The 14,842-nt window shown below is 43.6% G+C and carries 14 protein-coding genes; 8 read left to right on the top strand and 6 right to left on the bottom strand.

Going from position 1 to position 14,842, the window contains the following annotated elements; all coding sequences use genetic code 11:
• The first annotated feature begins 13 nt into the window (after nucleotides 1–13).
• Nucleotides 14–1,495 carry an NAD(P)H-hydrate dehydratase gene (locus FTV29_RS02730; protein ID WP_180075030.1) on the top strand — a complete coding sequence of 494 codons (1,482 nt, stop codon included), beginning with the start codon at nucleotides 14–16 and terminating at the stop codon, nucleotides 1,493–1,495.
• A 279-nt stretch (nucleotides 1,496–1,774) separates the two neighbouring features.
• Here the strand turns inward: FTV29_RS02730 and ruvC are convergent, their stop codons facing one another.
• A complete protein-coding gene (gene ruvC / locus FTV29_RS02725; protein WP_004278925.1) occupies nucleotides 1,775–2,320 on the bottom strand; it encodes a crossover junction endodeoxyribonuclease RuvC in 546 nt (181 codons plus the stop codon).
• 125 nt (nucleotides 2,321–2,445) lie between these two features.
• Here ruvC and FTV29_RS02720 point away from each other — a divergent pair, with 125 nt between their 5' ends.
• Together FTV29_RS02720 and FTV29_RS02715 are read left to right on the top strand one after the other, a co-directional pair.
• Nucleotides 2,446–3,012, top strand: coding sequence for an FxsA family protein (locus FTV29_RS02720; protein ID WP_180075029.1), 567 nt, complete (start codon nucleotides 2,446–2,448; stop codon nucleotides 3,010–3,012).
• Nucleotides 3,013–3,138: 126 nt separating this feature from the next.
• Nucleotides 3,139–3,777: a LysE family transporter gene (locus FTV29_RS02715; RefSeq protein ID WP_100535265.1), complete on the top strand. Its 639-nt coding sequence runs from the start codon at nucleotides 3,139–3,141 to the stop codon at nucleotides 3,775–3,777.
• Here the strand turns inward: FTV29_RS02715 and FTV29_RS02710 are convergent.
• The 3 genes from FTV29_RS02710 to ahpF all read right to left on the bottom strand — a co-directional run bounded on the left by FTV29_RS02710 (nucleotide 3,761) and on the right by ahpF (nucleotide 6,193).
• Nucleotides 3,761–3,961, bottom strand: a complete 201-nt coding sequence (locus FTV29_RS02710) for a hypothetical protein (protein ID WP_005097377.1) — start codon at nucleotides 3,959–3,961, stop codon at nucleotides 3,761–3,763. The genes FTV29_RS02715 and FTV29_RS02710 overlap by 17 nt on opposite strands.
• 146 nt (nucleotides 3,962–4,107) lie before the next feature.
• Nucleotides 4,108–4,356, bottom strand: a complete 249-nt coding sequence (locus FTV29_RS02705; RefSeq protein ID WP_005097376.1) for a hypothetical protein — start codon at nucleotides 4,354–4,356, stop codon at nucleotides 4,108–4,110.
• Between the two features lie 271 nt (nucleotides 4,357–4,627).
• Entirely contained in the window at nucleotides 4,628–6,193 is a 1,566-nt protein-coding gene (gene ahpF / locus FTV29_RS02700) for an alkyl hydroperoxide reductase subunit F (protein WP_180075028.1), read from the bottom strand.
• 234 nt (nucleotides 6,194–6,427) lie between these two features.
• Between ahpF and FTV29_RS02695 the strand changes: the two genes are divergently transcribed.
• On the top strand, nucleotides 6,428–6,646 hold the full coding sequence (locus tag FTV29_RS02695) for a DUF1653 domain-containing protein (protein WP_005097373.1): 219 nt from the start codon (nucleotides 6,428–6,430) through the stop codon (nucleotides 6,644–6,646).
• 24 nt (nucleotides 6,647–6,670) lie between these two features.
• Nucleotides 6,671–7,276, top strand: coding sequence for an O-methyltransferase (locus tag FTV29_RS02690; RefSeq protein ID WP_180075027.1), 606 nt, complete (start codon nucleotides 6,671–6,673; stop codon nucleotides 7,274–7,276).
• Here FTV29_RS02690 and FTV29_RS02685 read toward each other — a convergent pair.
• A complete protein-coding gene (locus tag FTV29_RS02685; RefSeq protein ID WP_100329913.1) occupies nucleotides 7,273–7,479 on the bottom strand; it encodes a KTSC domain-containing protein in 207 nt (68 codons plus the stop codon). The genes FTV29_RS02690 and FTV29_RS02685 overlap by 4 nt on opposite strands.
• Nucleotides 7,480–7,783: 304 nt before the next feature.
• Nucleotides 7,784–8,347 carry an alkyl hydroperoxide reductase subunit C gene (gene ahpC, locus FTV29_RS02680; RefSeq protein WP_005097370.1) on the bottom strand — a complete coding sequence of 188 codons (564 nt, stop codon included), beginning with the start codon at nucleotides 8,345–8,347 and terminating at the stop codon, nucleotides 7,784–7,786.
• Nucleotides 8,348–8,836: 489 nt separating this feature from the next.
• Between ahpC and hrpA the strand changes: the two genes are divergently transcribed.
• From hrpA to FTV29_RS02665, 3 genes are read left to right on the top strand one after another with little or no spacing between them, the layout of a single operon-like run.
• Nucleotides 8,837–12,760, top strand: coding sequence for an ATP-dependent RNA helicase HrpA (gene hrpA / locus FTV29_RS02675; protein ID WP_180075026.1), 3,924 nt, complete (start codon nucleotides 8,837–8,839; stop codon nucleotides 12,758–12,760).
• 30 nt (nucleotides 12,761–12,790) lie between these two features.
• Nucleotides 12,791–13,900 (top strand): beta-ketoacyl-ACP synthase III, encoded by a 1,110-nt coding sequence (locus FTV29_RS02670; protein WP_005170328.1) that lies wholly within the window; start codon nucleotides 12,791–12,793, stop codon nucleotides 13,898–13,900.
• A 26-nt stretch (nucleotides 13,901–13,926) separates the two neighbouring features.
• Nucleotides 13,927–14,703, top strand: coding sequence for a 1-acyl-sn-glycerol-3-phosphate acyltransferase (locus FTV29_RS02665; RefSeq protein ID WP_100355380.1), 777 nt, complete (start codon nucleotides 13,927–13,929; stop codon nucleotides 14,701–14,703).
• Nucleotides 14,704–14,842 lie beyond the last annotated feature (139 nt).

The raw sequence follows: 14,842 nt of genomic DNA, 5'->3' as shown, positions 1-14,842 counted from the left end.
CAGGGAATAAAAAATGCAGCAACAAGTTTACCATAGCCCTGTTTATCATAGCCAAAGTATTCAAGCATGGGAGCAGCGTTGGTTTCAGCAGCAAAATAGTTCCTATGGTTTGATGCAGCAGGTGGCTTGGTCAGTCACACAGCGTCTGAGTGTGCTATTTAAAGAAAAAAATATACAGAAAATAGCGGTGTGTTGTGGTCAGGGCAATAATGCTGGTGATGGTTATCTGATTGCAAAATATTTAAAACAGGCCGGTTTCGATGTAGATATTTATGCGGCTGAAAAGGGTCAATCAGTGGACTTGGCCAAAGCTTGGCAAGAAGCGCTGGATGCTGGATTGAAAGTAGGGCCGCATTTTCAGTTTAAGCATGAATATGACGCTTATATCGATGCCTTATTTGGCATTGGTTTAAATCGTGAGCTGGATGTGAACTGGCAATCCATCATCCAATTGATCAATGACCAGAAAGGTCTCAAAATCGCGGTTGATATACCGAGTGGACTGCATGCCAATACCGGTCAGCCTTTGCCTATTGCGGTTAAAGCGGATTTTACGTATACGGTTTTGGGCTTAAAGGCAGGACTGTTTACCGGACAAGCTAAGGAATATGCCGCTAAGGTTGAACTGATTTCTGCCATTCCAGTTGATGCCGAACTGCAACCAGTTGCCAAACTTTCCTCACAGCAGATTAAATTACCGAAACGTGAAGCCTTTGGTCATAAAGGCAGTTATGGTCATGTGCTGGTGGTGGGGGGGCATGCTGAAATGGGCGGAGCAGTGATTATGGCAGCAGAAGCGGCATTTGCTGCCGGAGCAGGTAAGGTCACCATTGTCTGTGATGCGAAACACCATACCGCCATTTTGTCTCGTGCGCCGAATATTATGCTGCGTGATATTAATGCTCTCAACATAGAGCAGCGCACAGCCTTAATTCAGCAGGTCGATGCAGTCTGTTTTGGTATGGGCATGGGACGTGATCAATGGGCAAAAGAGCAATATCAGGCATGGTTTGATTTAATTCGAAATTCAGACTTAGACATTGTTTTAGATGCAGATGCATTGTGGTTTTTAGCCAAACAGCCGCAACAATTAAATTCTAAAACTTACAGTACACCGCATCCGGGTGAAGCGGCAACTTTACTTGATTGTAAAACCTTGGACATTGAAACAGATCGGATTCAAGCGATTCATGCCTTAAGGCAGAAGTATGGTGGGCAATGGGTGCTGAAAGGCTCAGGTAGCTTGATTCTGGAACAACAGCTGTATATTTGCACTGCCGGGAATGCGGGCATGGGAACAGGTGGTATGGGCGATGTGCTGGCCGGGATGATTGCCAGTCTAAAGGCACAATTTGCTCAATCCATTCATTTGCATGAAATTGTGACGCTGCATGCACTGGCAGGGGATGAACTGGCCAAAAACGGCGAACGTGGTTTGCAGGCGCAGGACATGAAACATGCAATTTATCAGGTGGTTAATCGTCAAGGCGGCTAATCTGTCTGCAATCAAGCTGAAAATTTCAGGCCAAGTGCGAGGTGTGGGGTAGCGCTACTGGTTTGCTGAGCAGGCTGTGGCACTCGATTTAAAAGGCTAGGTGAAAAATTTAAGTAGTGGTGAAGTGGAGGCTTGTTATTGTTGGCGCAGATTCACCGCTTCAGGAAATGATTGCACGAAGTTGACAAAGAGCCTGCTTGTGCAATCGGACAAGCAATTATTCCAGAGCATCTGCAACCCGACTTAGGTATTCAAGGCTTTAAAATACGGTGCTAAACATTAACGACGACGGCTGCTGACCCGACTGCGGCCACGTGCCATGCCGCCCAAAGCATTGAGTACCGCCATTTTACTCATACTACCTGAGGCATGTGCATGACAAATGGCAGCCGCCAGTGCATCGGCGGCATCCTGTTGCGGTTTGATGCTGAGTTTTAAAATATTCATCACCATCATCTGTACCTGCTCTTTATCAGCAGCGCCATAACCCACTACAGACTGCTTGATCTGGCGCGCCGTATATTCAGCAACTTTTAAATCCAGATTGACCAGCGCGGCAACAGCAGCACCACGGGCCTGACCCAGTTTCAAGGCAGAGTCCGGGTTTTGTGCCATAAAGACCTGTTCTACTGCGGCTTCTGTCGGGCCATAAAATTTTACAATCCGCTCTACACCGGCAAAAATTCGTTTTAAACGTTCAGGCATTTCCGTGGTTTCTGTGCGGATCGTACCGGCATCGACAAAAGTCAGTTTGGAGCCGTCTTTTTCGATAATTCCGTAACCGGTTAAACGAGAACCGGGGTCAATCCCAATAATTAATGACATGCCTGCACTTTAAAAATAGAATAATGCCCATATTGTTACATAAGCGTATCAAAAAAGCTTGATCCTGATGAAGCAGTTGATTACATCATCCTATTATTTATTTTACTGAGATTAGATTAATTTTCATGAAATTATTTCTTATTATCCTTGCAGGCTTAATCCTAGAAGTATTTGTCTGGATTGGCGTGGGTGACCTCGTCGGGAGCATGTGGTACGTATTTTTCTGGTTTATCGCTGCATTTTTTATTGGTATGAACCTGATCCGTAAATATTCGGCCGGTGTGATGCCACAGATGCAGCAAATGCAAATGGGGCAGATGAATGCAGATCCTGCATTAACAGGAAATTTACCTAAAATTTTAGCAGGCTTTTTCCTGCTTCTTCCTGGCTTAATTAGCGATGTACTGGCGGTATTAATGCTGATTCCAGCCGTGCAGCAGGTATTTAAAGCTGCCATGATGAAGGCGATGATGAAACGTCAGCAGGCCATGATGGAAAAAATGATGGGTGGCATGATGGGCGATATGGGGGGTGCGCAAGGCCAGAACCCCTTTGCCGAGATAATGCGTCAAATGCAGGATATGCAAAACCAGCAAGCAGGTCGTGGTGATTCAACCATCATTGATGGTGAAGCGCGTGAAGTGAAGCCTGAAGCGAAAAAAATTGAAATGAAAGATATCAATCCAAAATAAGATATCCATCTGCAAAGTTCAAAAGGTTATATTTAAGCCGAATCTGATGATTCGGTTTTTTATTGGAATATTCTCATTAGTTTGAACAAACGTTATAATCATTTTTTATAATTTAACGCTATTTTAATGTCTCTGCTTTTTACCATCTGCCTTCTGCATTTTGTTGCTCAACTAAGTCCTGGCCCTGATATTCTACTGATCGCCAAAAGTGCTGCATCTACCACACGCCAAAATGCCCTGAAAATTATTGCAGGTATTTCGGCCGGTATTGTCGTGTGGGTGGTACTGACACTGGCCGGATTTACTGTTTTAATCGAGCAGTTTCCATGGGTCCAGCAGGTCTTGATGCTGCTCGGTGGAATATTCCTGGCAAAAATGGGCTGGGCAATGCTCAAGGGTGGTGTGCACAGTTTTAAGAATAAACATCAGCCCGAAGATGATTCCAATGAACTGGCACAACCCAAAAATTACTTTATGTTGGGTCTATGGACCAACCTCTCTAATCCTAAAACGCTGATCTATTTTAGCAGCGTATTTTCACTGGCACTGAGTTCGTCAGCCTCGGAATATCTGAAAGCACAACTCGCGGTGATTATTCCCTTGCAGACTTTTATCACTTTCGCTTTACTCATGTTGCTGATTTCACAGCCGAAAATTAAAGCTCTGTATCAGCGTTCAGGGAGTTATATTGATATCGTTTCAGGCGGGCTATTTTTACTCTTTGCGTTATGGTTATGGTATGACGCGCTTATTTTGATGAATTAACTGGATGATCATCCAAAGTGGATTCGGTGGATATAAGTGAAGAAGACACTAAATTTTCTTGTGTTTTAACCGCTGTTTGATAGCGATTGGGTCTTAAGCTGGTTTCGGTATTTTCAGAACCCTGATAGCTGCGGCTACGGTTGGCACGCTCGCGTAATCCACCTTTTTTAATTAACTGAACCATTGCATATCTCCCATTCCAAGATCTGCTATTGTAAATCAAATCTGGCAGCTATGAATCGGTTTTTCTGTATAGCGATACTGGTATTAAAGCACCATAAAAAAAGACCTGTTTTTCGGAACAGGTCTCTCAATCAGAGCTAAATAAAATTAACGAAGGCCTTTATTTTCTTCTTGTAAAACATCGAGTATAGAGTGTTGTACGGGAACTTCTTGTTGTTGTGATTGCACATAGACGTGTACCACTTTAAATACGATCGCTGTAGCAAGACAGGCCACCAGACACAAAATCCAGAAGCCAAAAGGACTGCGAATATGATGCGAACCGCAATCTGGACATGATTTTTCTGTAGATTCCACTACTTTTTCGCAGCAGGCACATTGATATTGGTAGTGCATTGTTCTTCTCCCAGGATGTTATCCTTTTTTATTCTTCGATCATGAAAGATGATTTATCACCCTATCATAGGAGAGCTTTCGCAGGCTTGCAATACGAGATTATCGACAGTTACAGACCATCTATACAGAATCAAAATTAATGACATGCTTATGACAAGATTAGCAAGAAGATGAATGGACGCAGTGCTTATAAAATATACTTAATCTAAACAGGTAGTTATTGAAAAATAAAGCCCGCTTCAAGCGGGCTTTATTAGGGTTTTGTTAAGGATTACTGACCTGAACGGATGATGTAATCAAATGCAGACAGTGATGCTTTCGCGCCTTCACCTGTGGCAATGATGATCTGCTTATACGGAACAGTAGTACAGTCACCTGCTGCAAATACACCTTTCACATTGGTTTCGTTGCGTTCGTTAATCAGGATCTCACCACGATTTGACAATTCAACCGCTGTTGCTTTTAAGAAATCGGTATTCGGCAACAAACCAATCTGTACGAAGATCCCCGCCAATTCAACAGTGTGCTCTTCATCTGTAGCACGGTCTTTGTATTTCAGCGCCGTCACCTGTGCACCGTCACCGACCACTTCAGTCGATAAGGCATTTTTGATCACTGTGGTGTTCGGCAAGCTGTTCAATTTGTCTTGCAGTACCTGATCGGCACGTAACTTGGTATCAAACTCTACCAGGGTGACATGCTCCACAATACCTGCCAGGTCAATCGCCGCTTCTACACCCGAGTTACCACCACCAATTACTGCAACACGTTTGCCTTTGAATAAAGGACCGTCACAGTGTGGGCAGTAGGCTACACCACGGGTTTTGTATTCCTGCTCACCCGGAACGTTCATTTCTCTCCAGCGTGCACCTGTAGACAGAATCACGGTTTTCGATTCCAGTTTGGCACCATTCTCTAAAGTGACTTCTACCAGACCATTGGCCGTTTCATCTGCACCTTTGATGTTAGAGACACGTTGCAGGTTCATGATGTCGACACCGTATTCACGTACATGTGCTTCCATTTCAGCAGCAAACTTGGGACCTTGGGTTTTCTGAATCGAGGTATAGTTTTCGATGTCCATGGTGTCCATGACCTGACCACCCATGCGTTCAGCCACGATCCCGGTTTTAATGCCTTTACGTGCAGCATAGATCGCAGAGGTATTGCCTGCAGGACCACCACCAATCACCAATACATCAAAAGCATCTTTGGCATTGAGCTTTTCAGCCTCTTTTGCTGCAGAGTTGGTGTCCAGTTTTGCCACGATTTCTTCCAAAGTCATACGACCTTGACCGATATGCTGGTTGTCCTGGAACACCATCGGCACCGCCATGATTTTGCGTTCTTCCACTTCATCCTGGAAGAATGCCCCATCAATCATGGTGGTTGTTGTGCCCGGGTTGTAAATTGCAATCAGGTTTAAGGCTTGAACCACATCCGGACAGTTATGGCAGCTGAGTGATACAAATACATCAAAATCAGATTTGATTCCTAAGCCTTTAATCGACTCTAAAACTTCAGCAGATACTTTCGGTGCATAACCAGAGCTTTGCAGTAAAGCCAGAATCAGTGAGGTGAATTCATGCCCCATTGGCAGACCTGCGAAGTAGACCCGTGGCTCTTCACCTGCTTTGGCAATACCAAAGCTTGGAGCACGTTGGTTTGTACCGTCAAAGCGTGCAGTGACTAAATCAGATAATGCAGCCACTTCCTCAACCAGTTCTTTGATTTTTGCAGATTTGTCGGAATCATTTAAAGTCGCAACCAGTTCAATCGGGCTTTCCAGACGTTCGAGTAGTGTTTTTAATTGGGCTGAAGTATTTTGGTCTAACATGGCTAACGTCTCCAAAGGAATAAATATTTATTTGATAAAGCGATATTAGTGCATAAATCAAAATAGTTAAAACAGTTTGTTTTTATAGTATCGATCGGAATTACTGATTTATTGAAAAATGCATCATTAATTTCAGATTTTTATATGGCGTTAGAATAAGAATTTTCAAGTAATTTAACTTGATATTTGCTTAATTCAGTTAGTATTAGGCATCTATAACAGGAGGGCTGAATCATGGAATTACAGCGCGGAATTTATCAGCATTATAAAGGGCAGCTTTATCAGGTATTACATGTCGCCACGCACAGTGAAACTGAAGAAAAGCTGGTGGTTTATCAATGTCTCTATGGGGACTATTCGATTTGGGTGCGCCCTTTAACAATGTTCACTGAAACCATTACCACCAACGATGATCGTGAAGTGGAACGCTTTAAATTAATTCAGGCGCTTTAAGCTAAAAAGGCTCAGGGAGGGGCTATGCTAAATCCAGATGAATTTGAAAAATTCATGCATGAATTATATGAAAAATTTCATATGCATGATCTCAAGCAGACAGATCGACTGCAACGATATCGCAATATAGAACCAGAATCAGGTCGATTTTTATCCATGTTGATTCGTGCCCAGCAAGCCAAAGATATTTTGGAAATCGGTACATCCACAGGCTATTCGACTTTATGGCTAGCTGAAGCTGCTCAGCATACCCAAGCAGTGATAACCACACTGGAAATAGATAAAGCACGTGTCACTCAAGCGAAACACTATGCAAATACATTGGGTTTTGAACATCTTATTGATTTTAAAGTGATGGATGCGCAGCAATATCTAGAAGCTTCACAGCAACAGTTTGATTTTATTTTACTGGATGCAGAGCGCGATGCCTATCTAGGCTATTGGAAGCATTTGGCTCGATTACTCAAGCCAAAAGATGGGATACTTTTGGTGGATAATGTCATTTCACATGCAGCAGAAGTGGAAGAATTTATTCAGCTGATTCAGCAAGATCAGCGTTTTATCATCAGCACTGTACCGGTCGGTGCGGGTCTGCTGATGGTCGGATATCGTGAATCGCATGAGTTTTAATCCATGCAGACTTTATTGAAATGTAAATTATATTCAAGATATTTATGTACGAAAGCAGCTTTATCTTCACGTCTGAGCAGGTTGTCATAAATAAATTCAGGTACAGGATGATAGAGCTCTGTATGGCCATTACTATAAACGATTTTCAGGTGGCGGCTTGAGGGATTATATTTCCATGAAATCACTGTAAGCAGTTTTTGCATATGCGTTCCTCCACTGAATATTTATTTTCTTATCATTTGAACTTATGCCATGCCGTGCTGTAGATGTATAGCTATATTGTAAGAATGGGCAGAGGATTGTAAGAAAATAGCTGCAGCGAGAAATTAAAACTTATTTAGCGCAGTTTGATAGATCGCAAAGAAATAGACGATTCAAGCAATTTCGGGATAAATACACACACTCAATCTGCGTGTAAACACTACTTCTAAAATAAATCAAATCAAAAGTTATAAAAAACCACGCTAAAGAGCGTGGTTTTTTTGAGTCAGTTTAATCTAATTAAAATTAGATTTTACCCACTAGGTCGATTGAAGGAGCAAGAGTTGCATCGCCTTCTTTCCATTTAGCTGGGCAAACTTCGCCTGGGTGAGCATGTACATACTGAGCTGCTTTAACTTTACGAAGAAGTTCTTGAGCATCACGACCGATACCACCGGCGTTGATTTCAACGATTTGGATTTTACCTTCTGGATCGATGACGAAAGTACCACGATCAGCAAGGCCGTCAGCTTCGATTAATACGTCAAAGTTTTTAGCAAGCGTCCAGTTTGCATCACCAACCATTACATACTGGATTTTTTTGATTTCTTCTGAAGAATCGTGCCAAGCTTTGTGTGTGAAATGTGTGTCAGTAGAAACTGAGTAGATTTCAACGCCTAATTTTTGGAATTCAGCGTAGTTGTCAGCAAGGTCACCCAGTTCAGTTGGGCAAACGAAAGTGAAGTCAGCTGGGTAGAAGAATACTACAGACCATTTGCCTTTAAGGTCAGCTTCAGTTACTTCAATAAATTGGCCATTTTGGAATGCAGTTGCTTTAAATGGTTTAACTTCAGTATTAATTAAGCTCATCATTGTCTCCATGATTGAGGTTTGTTTTGAATTTCAATTAGCTTATAGAAATTTACTTTATTGGTGAAATGGTATTTTTACATTACAAAAATCGGAAAAACCGAATCATATAAAAATTCTCCATTTTCACAAAATAGCTTTGTTCATTGAGCAGCATCAAGATGATGGCTTCATGACAAAATTATCTCTTTTTCCTCGTGCTAACAAACATGATGCTGAAACTGAAAAATTCAAGGGCAGATCAGGAAAAAAATCCTATTTCCCTCAAAATACTCTCGATATCAATTTGAAAATTAGGCTTATGCTTAAACTTAATCATGTGGACAGGTGATAGTAGCGGGATAATTTGCTCGATTTGCTACGCCGAATTAAGGGAAATGAGACGAGTAAAGCCAATTTGTCCGGCACTTAACAGAACTACGACTATCTGAAAGCCAATGAACCAAGTAAAATAAACTTTTCCGGTTTTTTGATGTGGGTGTTTTCTCTGTGCAGAGTCATTTAAATGTAGATCAATGGATAATGGCGCGTGACCGTCACCGTTTAAATCGACTGAAGAAGGGGAAAGATGCCAATGCCAAGCAGTATCAGGAACTATTTGAAAAATCCAATCTGAAAGTGCGGCAACGGCTGGAACGTCTTCCAGACATCAAGCTGAATCAAGATTTGCCCGTTACCCAATACGCTGACAAGCTGATAGCCGCGATTCAAAGACATCAGGTGATTATTGTGGCTGGCGAAACCGGTTCTGGTAAAACCACACAATTACCGCAAATTGCCATGCTGGCTGGACGCGGCCTGACTGGTCTGATTGGACATACCCAGCCACGCCGACTGGCGGCTCGAAGCGTATCACAGCGTATTGCTGAAGAAGTTGGCGAAAAACTCGGGGAATCAATTTCCTTTAAAGTGCGTTTTACTGAACAGGGTTCCCAAGATTCAATTGTACGCTTGATGACTGACGGTATTCTGCTTGCCGAACTGACGCATGACCGCTACCTAAGCAAATATGACACCATTATTATTGATGAAGCACATGAACGTTCGCTGAATATCGACTTCATTATGGGCTATCTGAAGCAGTTACTGCCGCGTCGTCCAGACCTGAAAGTCATCATTACGTCTGCCACACTGGATGTAAACCGTTTTAGTAATTACTTTAATGGTGCACCCATTTTTGAAGTAGAAGGCCGTAGTTTCCCGGTTGAACTGCGTTATCGCCCGATCTCGGAAATGAGCATTGGCGGCAGCGATGATGATGAATTTGATGACTTCGAAGAAAACTTGCCGCGTGCTGTGGTTAAAGCGGTAGAAGAATGTTTTCAGGATGCACAAGAAAAAGGCCATCCCGAACATGCCGATATCCTGATTTTTGCCAGTACAGAACAGGAAATTCGCGAGCTACAGGAAACCCTGATCAAGCATGGACCACGGCATACTGAAGTCTTAACCTTATTTGCCCGTTTAGCCTTGGCAGAGCAGCAAAAAATCTTTAATCCTTCCGGTGGTGGGCGACGTATTATTATTGCCACCAACGTCGCGGAAACAGCGTTGACTGTACCGAATATTCGTTATGTAATTGATAGTGGTTTTGCGCGTATTTCACGTTATAACTATCGTTCACGGGTGCAGCGCCTGCCGATTGAAGCCGTTTCTCAGGCTGCAGCCAATCAGCGTAAAGGTCGTTGTGGTCGTATTGCGCCCGGTGTTTGTATCCGCCTGTATTCAGAAGACGACTTTCTGAGCCGTCCGGAATTTACTGAACCTGAAATCAAGCGTACCAATCTGGCATCGGTGATTTTGCAGATGCAGAGTCTGGGTTTAGGCTCGCTGGAGGACTTTGATTTTATCGAACCACCGGATCACCGTCTGGTGAATGATGGCCGTAAGTTGCTGATTGAGTTGGGGGCAATGGCCGAGAAAAATTCTCCTAAAACTGAAGATGATCAAGCAAATCCCTCTAAATCTCCCTTTGAGAAAGGGAGACTTCAAAGCAGTGGATTAACCAAAATCGGTCAGCAAATGGCAAAAATGCCGATTGACCCACGTCTGGCCCGTATGATTTTGGGTGGCGCACATTTTGGGGTTTTAAACGAAGTCTTGATTATTGTTGCGGCGCTCGCGGTACAAGATCCGCGTGAACGTCCTGCAGACAAACAAATGCAGGCCGACCAGAAACATGCCTTGTTCCGTGAAGCTGATTCTGACTTTTTGTTCTATATAAAACTCTGGGAAACATTGCACGGCAATCGCGAAAGTATGAGTGAGAATAAACGCCGTACATTTGCGCGGAATCATTTCTTGAGCTGGCTGCGTTTACGTGAATGGAAAAAAACCCATGAACAACTGGTGGACTTGGCTCAAGGTCTAAAACTGTCATTTAATGACAAAGCTGCCAGTTATGAAAATCTGCATCGTGCATTACTCACCGGCTTATTGTCGTTTATTGCCAACAAGACCGATGAACGTAATGTGTTTATGGCGGTACGTCAGCAGAAAGCCCGGATTTTCCCGGCATCGACTTTGCATAAGAGCAATACGCCGTGGGTCATGGCTTTTGAGATGGTGGAAACCTCGCAAGTGTATTTACGCACTCTGGCCAAGATTGAACCGGAATGGATACTGCTAGCCGCCCGCGATCTGCTCAAGCATCATTATTTTGAACCGCACTGGTCGAAAAAAGCCGGTGTGGTGAACGCTTATGACCAGATTTCATTATTTGGTCTGATCATTGAGCCAAAACGAGCAATCAATTATGAAAAAGTCGATCAGGCTGCGGCGCATGAAATTTTCTTACGCGATGCTTTAACTACGGGTCATCTCGGTATTAGTCCGCCATTTTTAAAGCATAACTTGCTTAAACTGGAAGAAGTCGAACGGGTTGAGGATAAATTGCGTCGTCGTGATCTGGTGGTAGACGAAGAAACCATTTACCAGTTCTATGCATCTAAAGTGCCAGCTGAAGTGGCCAGCCGCCGTACTTTTGAAGATTGGCGGGCTACGGTTGAGCCTCAGCAGCCACGTTATTTATTTGTTGATGATGATGCATTATGGCTGAATGACCGTCCAACCACACAGCAATTTCCTGACTATTTACGTAATGGTGAACTTCGTCTGGCAGCGACCTATCGCTTTGACCCGAGTCATGATGAAGATGGCGCGACAGTTAAAATTCCACTGCAAGCCTTGGCTCAGGTAGATGAAGCAATCTGGTCCTGGGGAATTCCAGGCTGGCGTCTGGACCTGATTGAAGCATTGCTAAAAGGCTTGCCGAAGGACAAGCGCCGTAATCTGGTGCCAATTCCAGATACTGCACGAAAACTCATGGCAAAAGTCGATGTACAGGATCTGCAGAAACATATCTTTGGTTTCCTGGCGTTCCAGTTACGTGGCGATCAAATCACTGAGAAAGATTTCAGCTTTGACCGGGTCGAACAGTATCTGTTACCGTTTATTAAAGTCACTGATGAAAAAGGTCGTGTCATTGAACAGGGTCGTGATTTGTCAGAGCTGAAAGCACGTTGCCGGGCTGAAACCCATAGTCCGGTCAAGCAGCTGAAAGGTGAATTTAAAACCTTCCCGGAAAGTTTTGTGTTTGAAGCCTCACAAAAAGTCACGGGTGTCGTGGTCAAGCAGTATCAGGCGCTGGTGCCGACCAAAGCCTTTGCTGCACTGGAGCAAAAAGATGAGTCGGGCGTGGTGATTCAGACCTTTAACGATCAGGCGGAAGCGATCAAAAAACATCGTGAAGGGGTGATCCGACTGGTGCATATGCAACTGGGAGACCTGATTCGCCAGTTAAAAAAACAGATCTCCAAACCTTTGGCACTGGCTTATTCGCCACTCGGTGACAAGGCCCAACTAGAACAAATGTTAGTTTATGCCACAATGCAAGTGTCCATGAATGAGCTACCTGTCAATGCGCAAGAGTTCCAAAAACTGGTTGAAGATGTAAAAAAATCTTTCTTAAGTCATGGGCAAGTTACCCTGAAAGAGATCACAGATATTTATATCCAGTGGCAGGAAATCCGCCGGAAATTATTGGTTTTAGACCATTCTGTGTTTGAGAAAAATATCAATGATATTGAAGATCAACTTGATTTAATGAGTCTTTCTGACTTTGTATATCGTAAACCATCCGATGTATGGATCGAATTTCCACGTTATTTGAAAGCCTTGATCTTGCGTTTAGACCGCTTGCCCAATAATCTACAAAGGGACAATTCCGCCATTGACCAAATTGATCAATGGATGGAAAAATTGTTCAAGTTTAAAGATGACCCTCGTCTGAAAGAATTGTACTTCATGGTCGAGGAGTTAAGAATCTCATTGTTTTCACAACCGATGAAAACAAAAGCACCCGTGTCTCCAACTCGCTTGCAAAAAGTATGGGATCGTCTTGGAATCAGTTAAGATATAGGTAATTCAGAGAAGGAGTTTTACATGGGCATCCGCATTACGGGTACTGGCTTGTTCCATCCGGAAAATGTCATCACCAATGAAGAATTAGTTGAAAGTTTAAATGCTTATGTGGAACTGTTTAATCACGAAAATGCGGACAAAATCGCTGCAGGCGAAATTGAAGCGCGTCGTGGTTCTAGTGCAGAATTTATTGAAAAGGCATCTGGTGTCCAACGCCGTTATGTTGCGGAAAAAAGCGGTATTCTAGATCCGAAACGTTTACGTCCGAATTTACCTGAACGTGCAGATGATGAAATTTCACTGCAAGCAGAATGGGGTGTAATCGCAGCCAAGCAGGCGATGGAAAATGCAGGCGTAACTGCTGAAGATATTGATATCGTGATTTTGTCATGCTCGAATTTGCAACGTGCTTATCCTGCCGTTGCCATCGAGATTCAAACCGCTTTAGGAATTAAAGGCTATGCCTATGACATGAATGTGGCCTGCTCGGCAGCAACATTTGGTCTGAAACAGGCCTATGATGCGATTAAGGCTGGTGCGCGTCGTGTGTTATTGGTTAATGTGGAAATTACCTCTGCACATACCGATTTTCGTTCACGTGACTGTCACTTTATTTTTGGTGATGTGGCAACCGCTTCAATTATTGAAAACACTGAAAGCAAAACCGGTTTTGAAATTCTGGATTCCGAGTTGTTCACCCAGTTCTCGAATAACATCCGCAATAACTTTGGTTTCTTGAATACCTCTGAAAATGCCGACATTGATGACAAGCGTTTCCGTCAGGATGGCCGTAAGGTCTTTAAAGAAGTCTGCCCACTGGTTGCGAAAATGATTACAGCGCAACTGGAGAAGAATCAGATTGCACCGACTGGCGTGAAACGCTTCTGGCTCCATCAAGCCAATGCCAGTATGAATGAACTGATCCTGAAACTGGTGGTTGGCAAAGAAAATGCCAAACCTGGTCTGGTGCCGATGATTCTGAACGAGTTTGCCAATACTTCTTCTGCAGGCGTGATCATTGCATTACACCGCACTGCCCATGAAGTGGAAGATGGTGAATACGGCGTACTTTGTTCATTCGGTGCTGGTTATTCAGTGGGTTCGATTCTGGTTCAAAAACGTGTGGCATGATCCGCAATAAATAGAGAGTAGACAGATTGCAGGCCAAGCATGACGGGCAGTGGATCAGGCGTTTAAGTGCCTTCTCCAAGTTATATTTTACCCCGACATTTTTAGGGGCTGAGTATATGGATGCCAGTCGACCTGCAATGTATGTCGGTAATCATTCCATGTATGGCATCTTTGATGCGCCGATGCTGATTGATTACCTCTACAACGAACATAAGGTGGCTGTGGTCAGTATTGCAGATCATAGCCATTTTTATGTGCCGCTGTGGCGTGAAGCCGTGAAAAAGTTTGGTGCCATTGATGGAACACAAGCCTATGTGCGTGCTGCAATGCAGCAAGGCTATTCCATTCTGGTCTTTCCGGGTGGCGGTCGTGAAGTGCTCAAACGTCAGGGTGAGCAGTATCAGCTGATCTGGAAGCAGCGTTACGGCTTTTTAAAGCTGGCGCAAGAATTCAACTATGATCTTGTCCCTTTTGCCGCTCTCGGTGCGGATGAGGTCTATGAGATTGGCTTTAATGCCAATAAGATTATCCAGCATAAGTATTTTCAAACACTACTTAAAATACCACAACTCAATAAATTACTACGTCAGGGCGATGTGATTCCTTCTCTGCCCAAACACCTGTTGCCAAAACGCTTGCCCTTTTATTTTCAGTTTATGCCACGACTATCGATTGCTCAGGTGCAGACGCAAGAAGAGCTGGTTGAGTTTCGGCATAGCTTGCAACAGCATATTTATACGGGGTTGGCAGCGCTCACTGTGCAGCGTCAGCAAGACCAGCAGGCAACCGAATCCTCGTTGTAAATCCAAGTTGTGACATATTGAGATGCGCTATATTTAGAAGTCATCCTGCAGTGCTGTTTTATTGTGCGAGTACTGCCATAATGTATGGTCAAATAGTCACTGATCGATGATCGAGGGCTCAACATGATTCAATATAAAA

Source organism: Acinetobacter sp. YH12254 (assembly GCF_013417415.1).
GTDB lineage: Bacteria > Pseudomonadota > Gammaproteobacteria > Pseudomonadales > Moraxellaceae > Acinetobacter > Acinetobacter pseudolwoffii.
The sequence above is the reverse complement of the archived record's forward strand: the minus strand, read 5'-3'. Positions and strand labels throughout refer to the sequence as shown.

Coding starts and splice junctions, on each gene's coding strand:
- FTV29_RS02730 (WP_180075030.1), top strand. CDS start 14: ATGCAGCAACAAGTTTACCATAGCCCTGTTTATCATAGCCAAAGTATT.
- ruvC (WP_004278925.1), bottom strand. CDS start 2,320: ATGTCATTAATTATTGGGATTGACCCCGGTTCTCGTTTAACCGGTTAC.
- FTV29_RS02720 (WP_180075029.1), top strand. CDS start 2,446: ATGAAATTATTTCTTATTATCCTTGCAGGCTTAATCCTAGAAGTATTT.
- FTV29_RS02715 (WP_100535265.1), top strand. CDS start 3,139: ATGTCTCTGCTTTTTACCATCTGCCTTCTGCATTTTGTTGCTCAACTA.
- FTV29_RS02710 (WP_005097377.1), bottom strand. CDS start 3,961: ATGGTTCAGTTAATTAAAAAAGGTGGATTACGCGAGCGTGCCAACCGT.
- FTV29_RS02705 (WP_005097376.1), bottom strand. CDS start 4,356: ATGCACTACCAATATCAATGTGCCTGCTGCGAAAAAGTAGTGGAATCT.
- ahpF (WP_180075028.1), bottom strand. CDS start 6,193: ATGTTAGACCAAAATACTTCAGCCCAATTAAAAACACTACTCGAACGT.
- FTV29_RS02695 (WP_005097373.1), top strand. CDS start 6,428: ATGGAATTACAGCGCGGAATTTATCAGCATTATAAAGGGCAGCTTTAT.
- FTV29_RS02690 (WP_180075027.1), top strand. CDS start 6,671: ATGCTAAATCCAGATGAATTTGAAAAATTCATGCATGAATTATATGAA.
- FTV29_RS02685 (WP_100329913.1), bottom strand. CDS start 7,479: ATGCAAAAACTGCTTACAGTGATTTCATGGAAATATAATCCCTCAAGC.
- ahpC (WP_005097370.1), bottom strand. CDS start 8,347: ATGAGCTTAATTAATACTGAAGTTAAACCATTTAAAGCAACTGCATTC.
- FTV29_RS02670 (WP_005170328.1), top strand. CDS start 12,791: ATGGGCATCCGCATTACGGGTACTGGCTTGTTCCATCCGGAAAATGTC.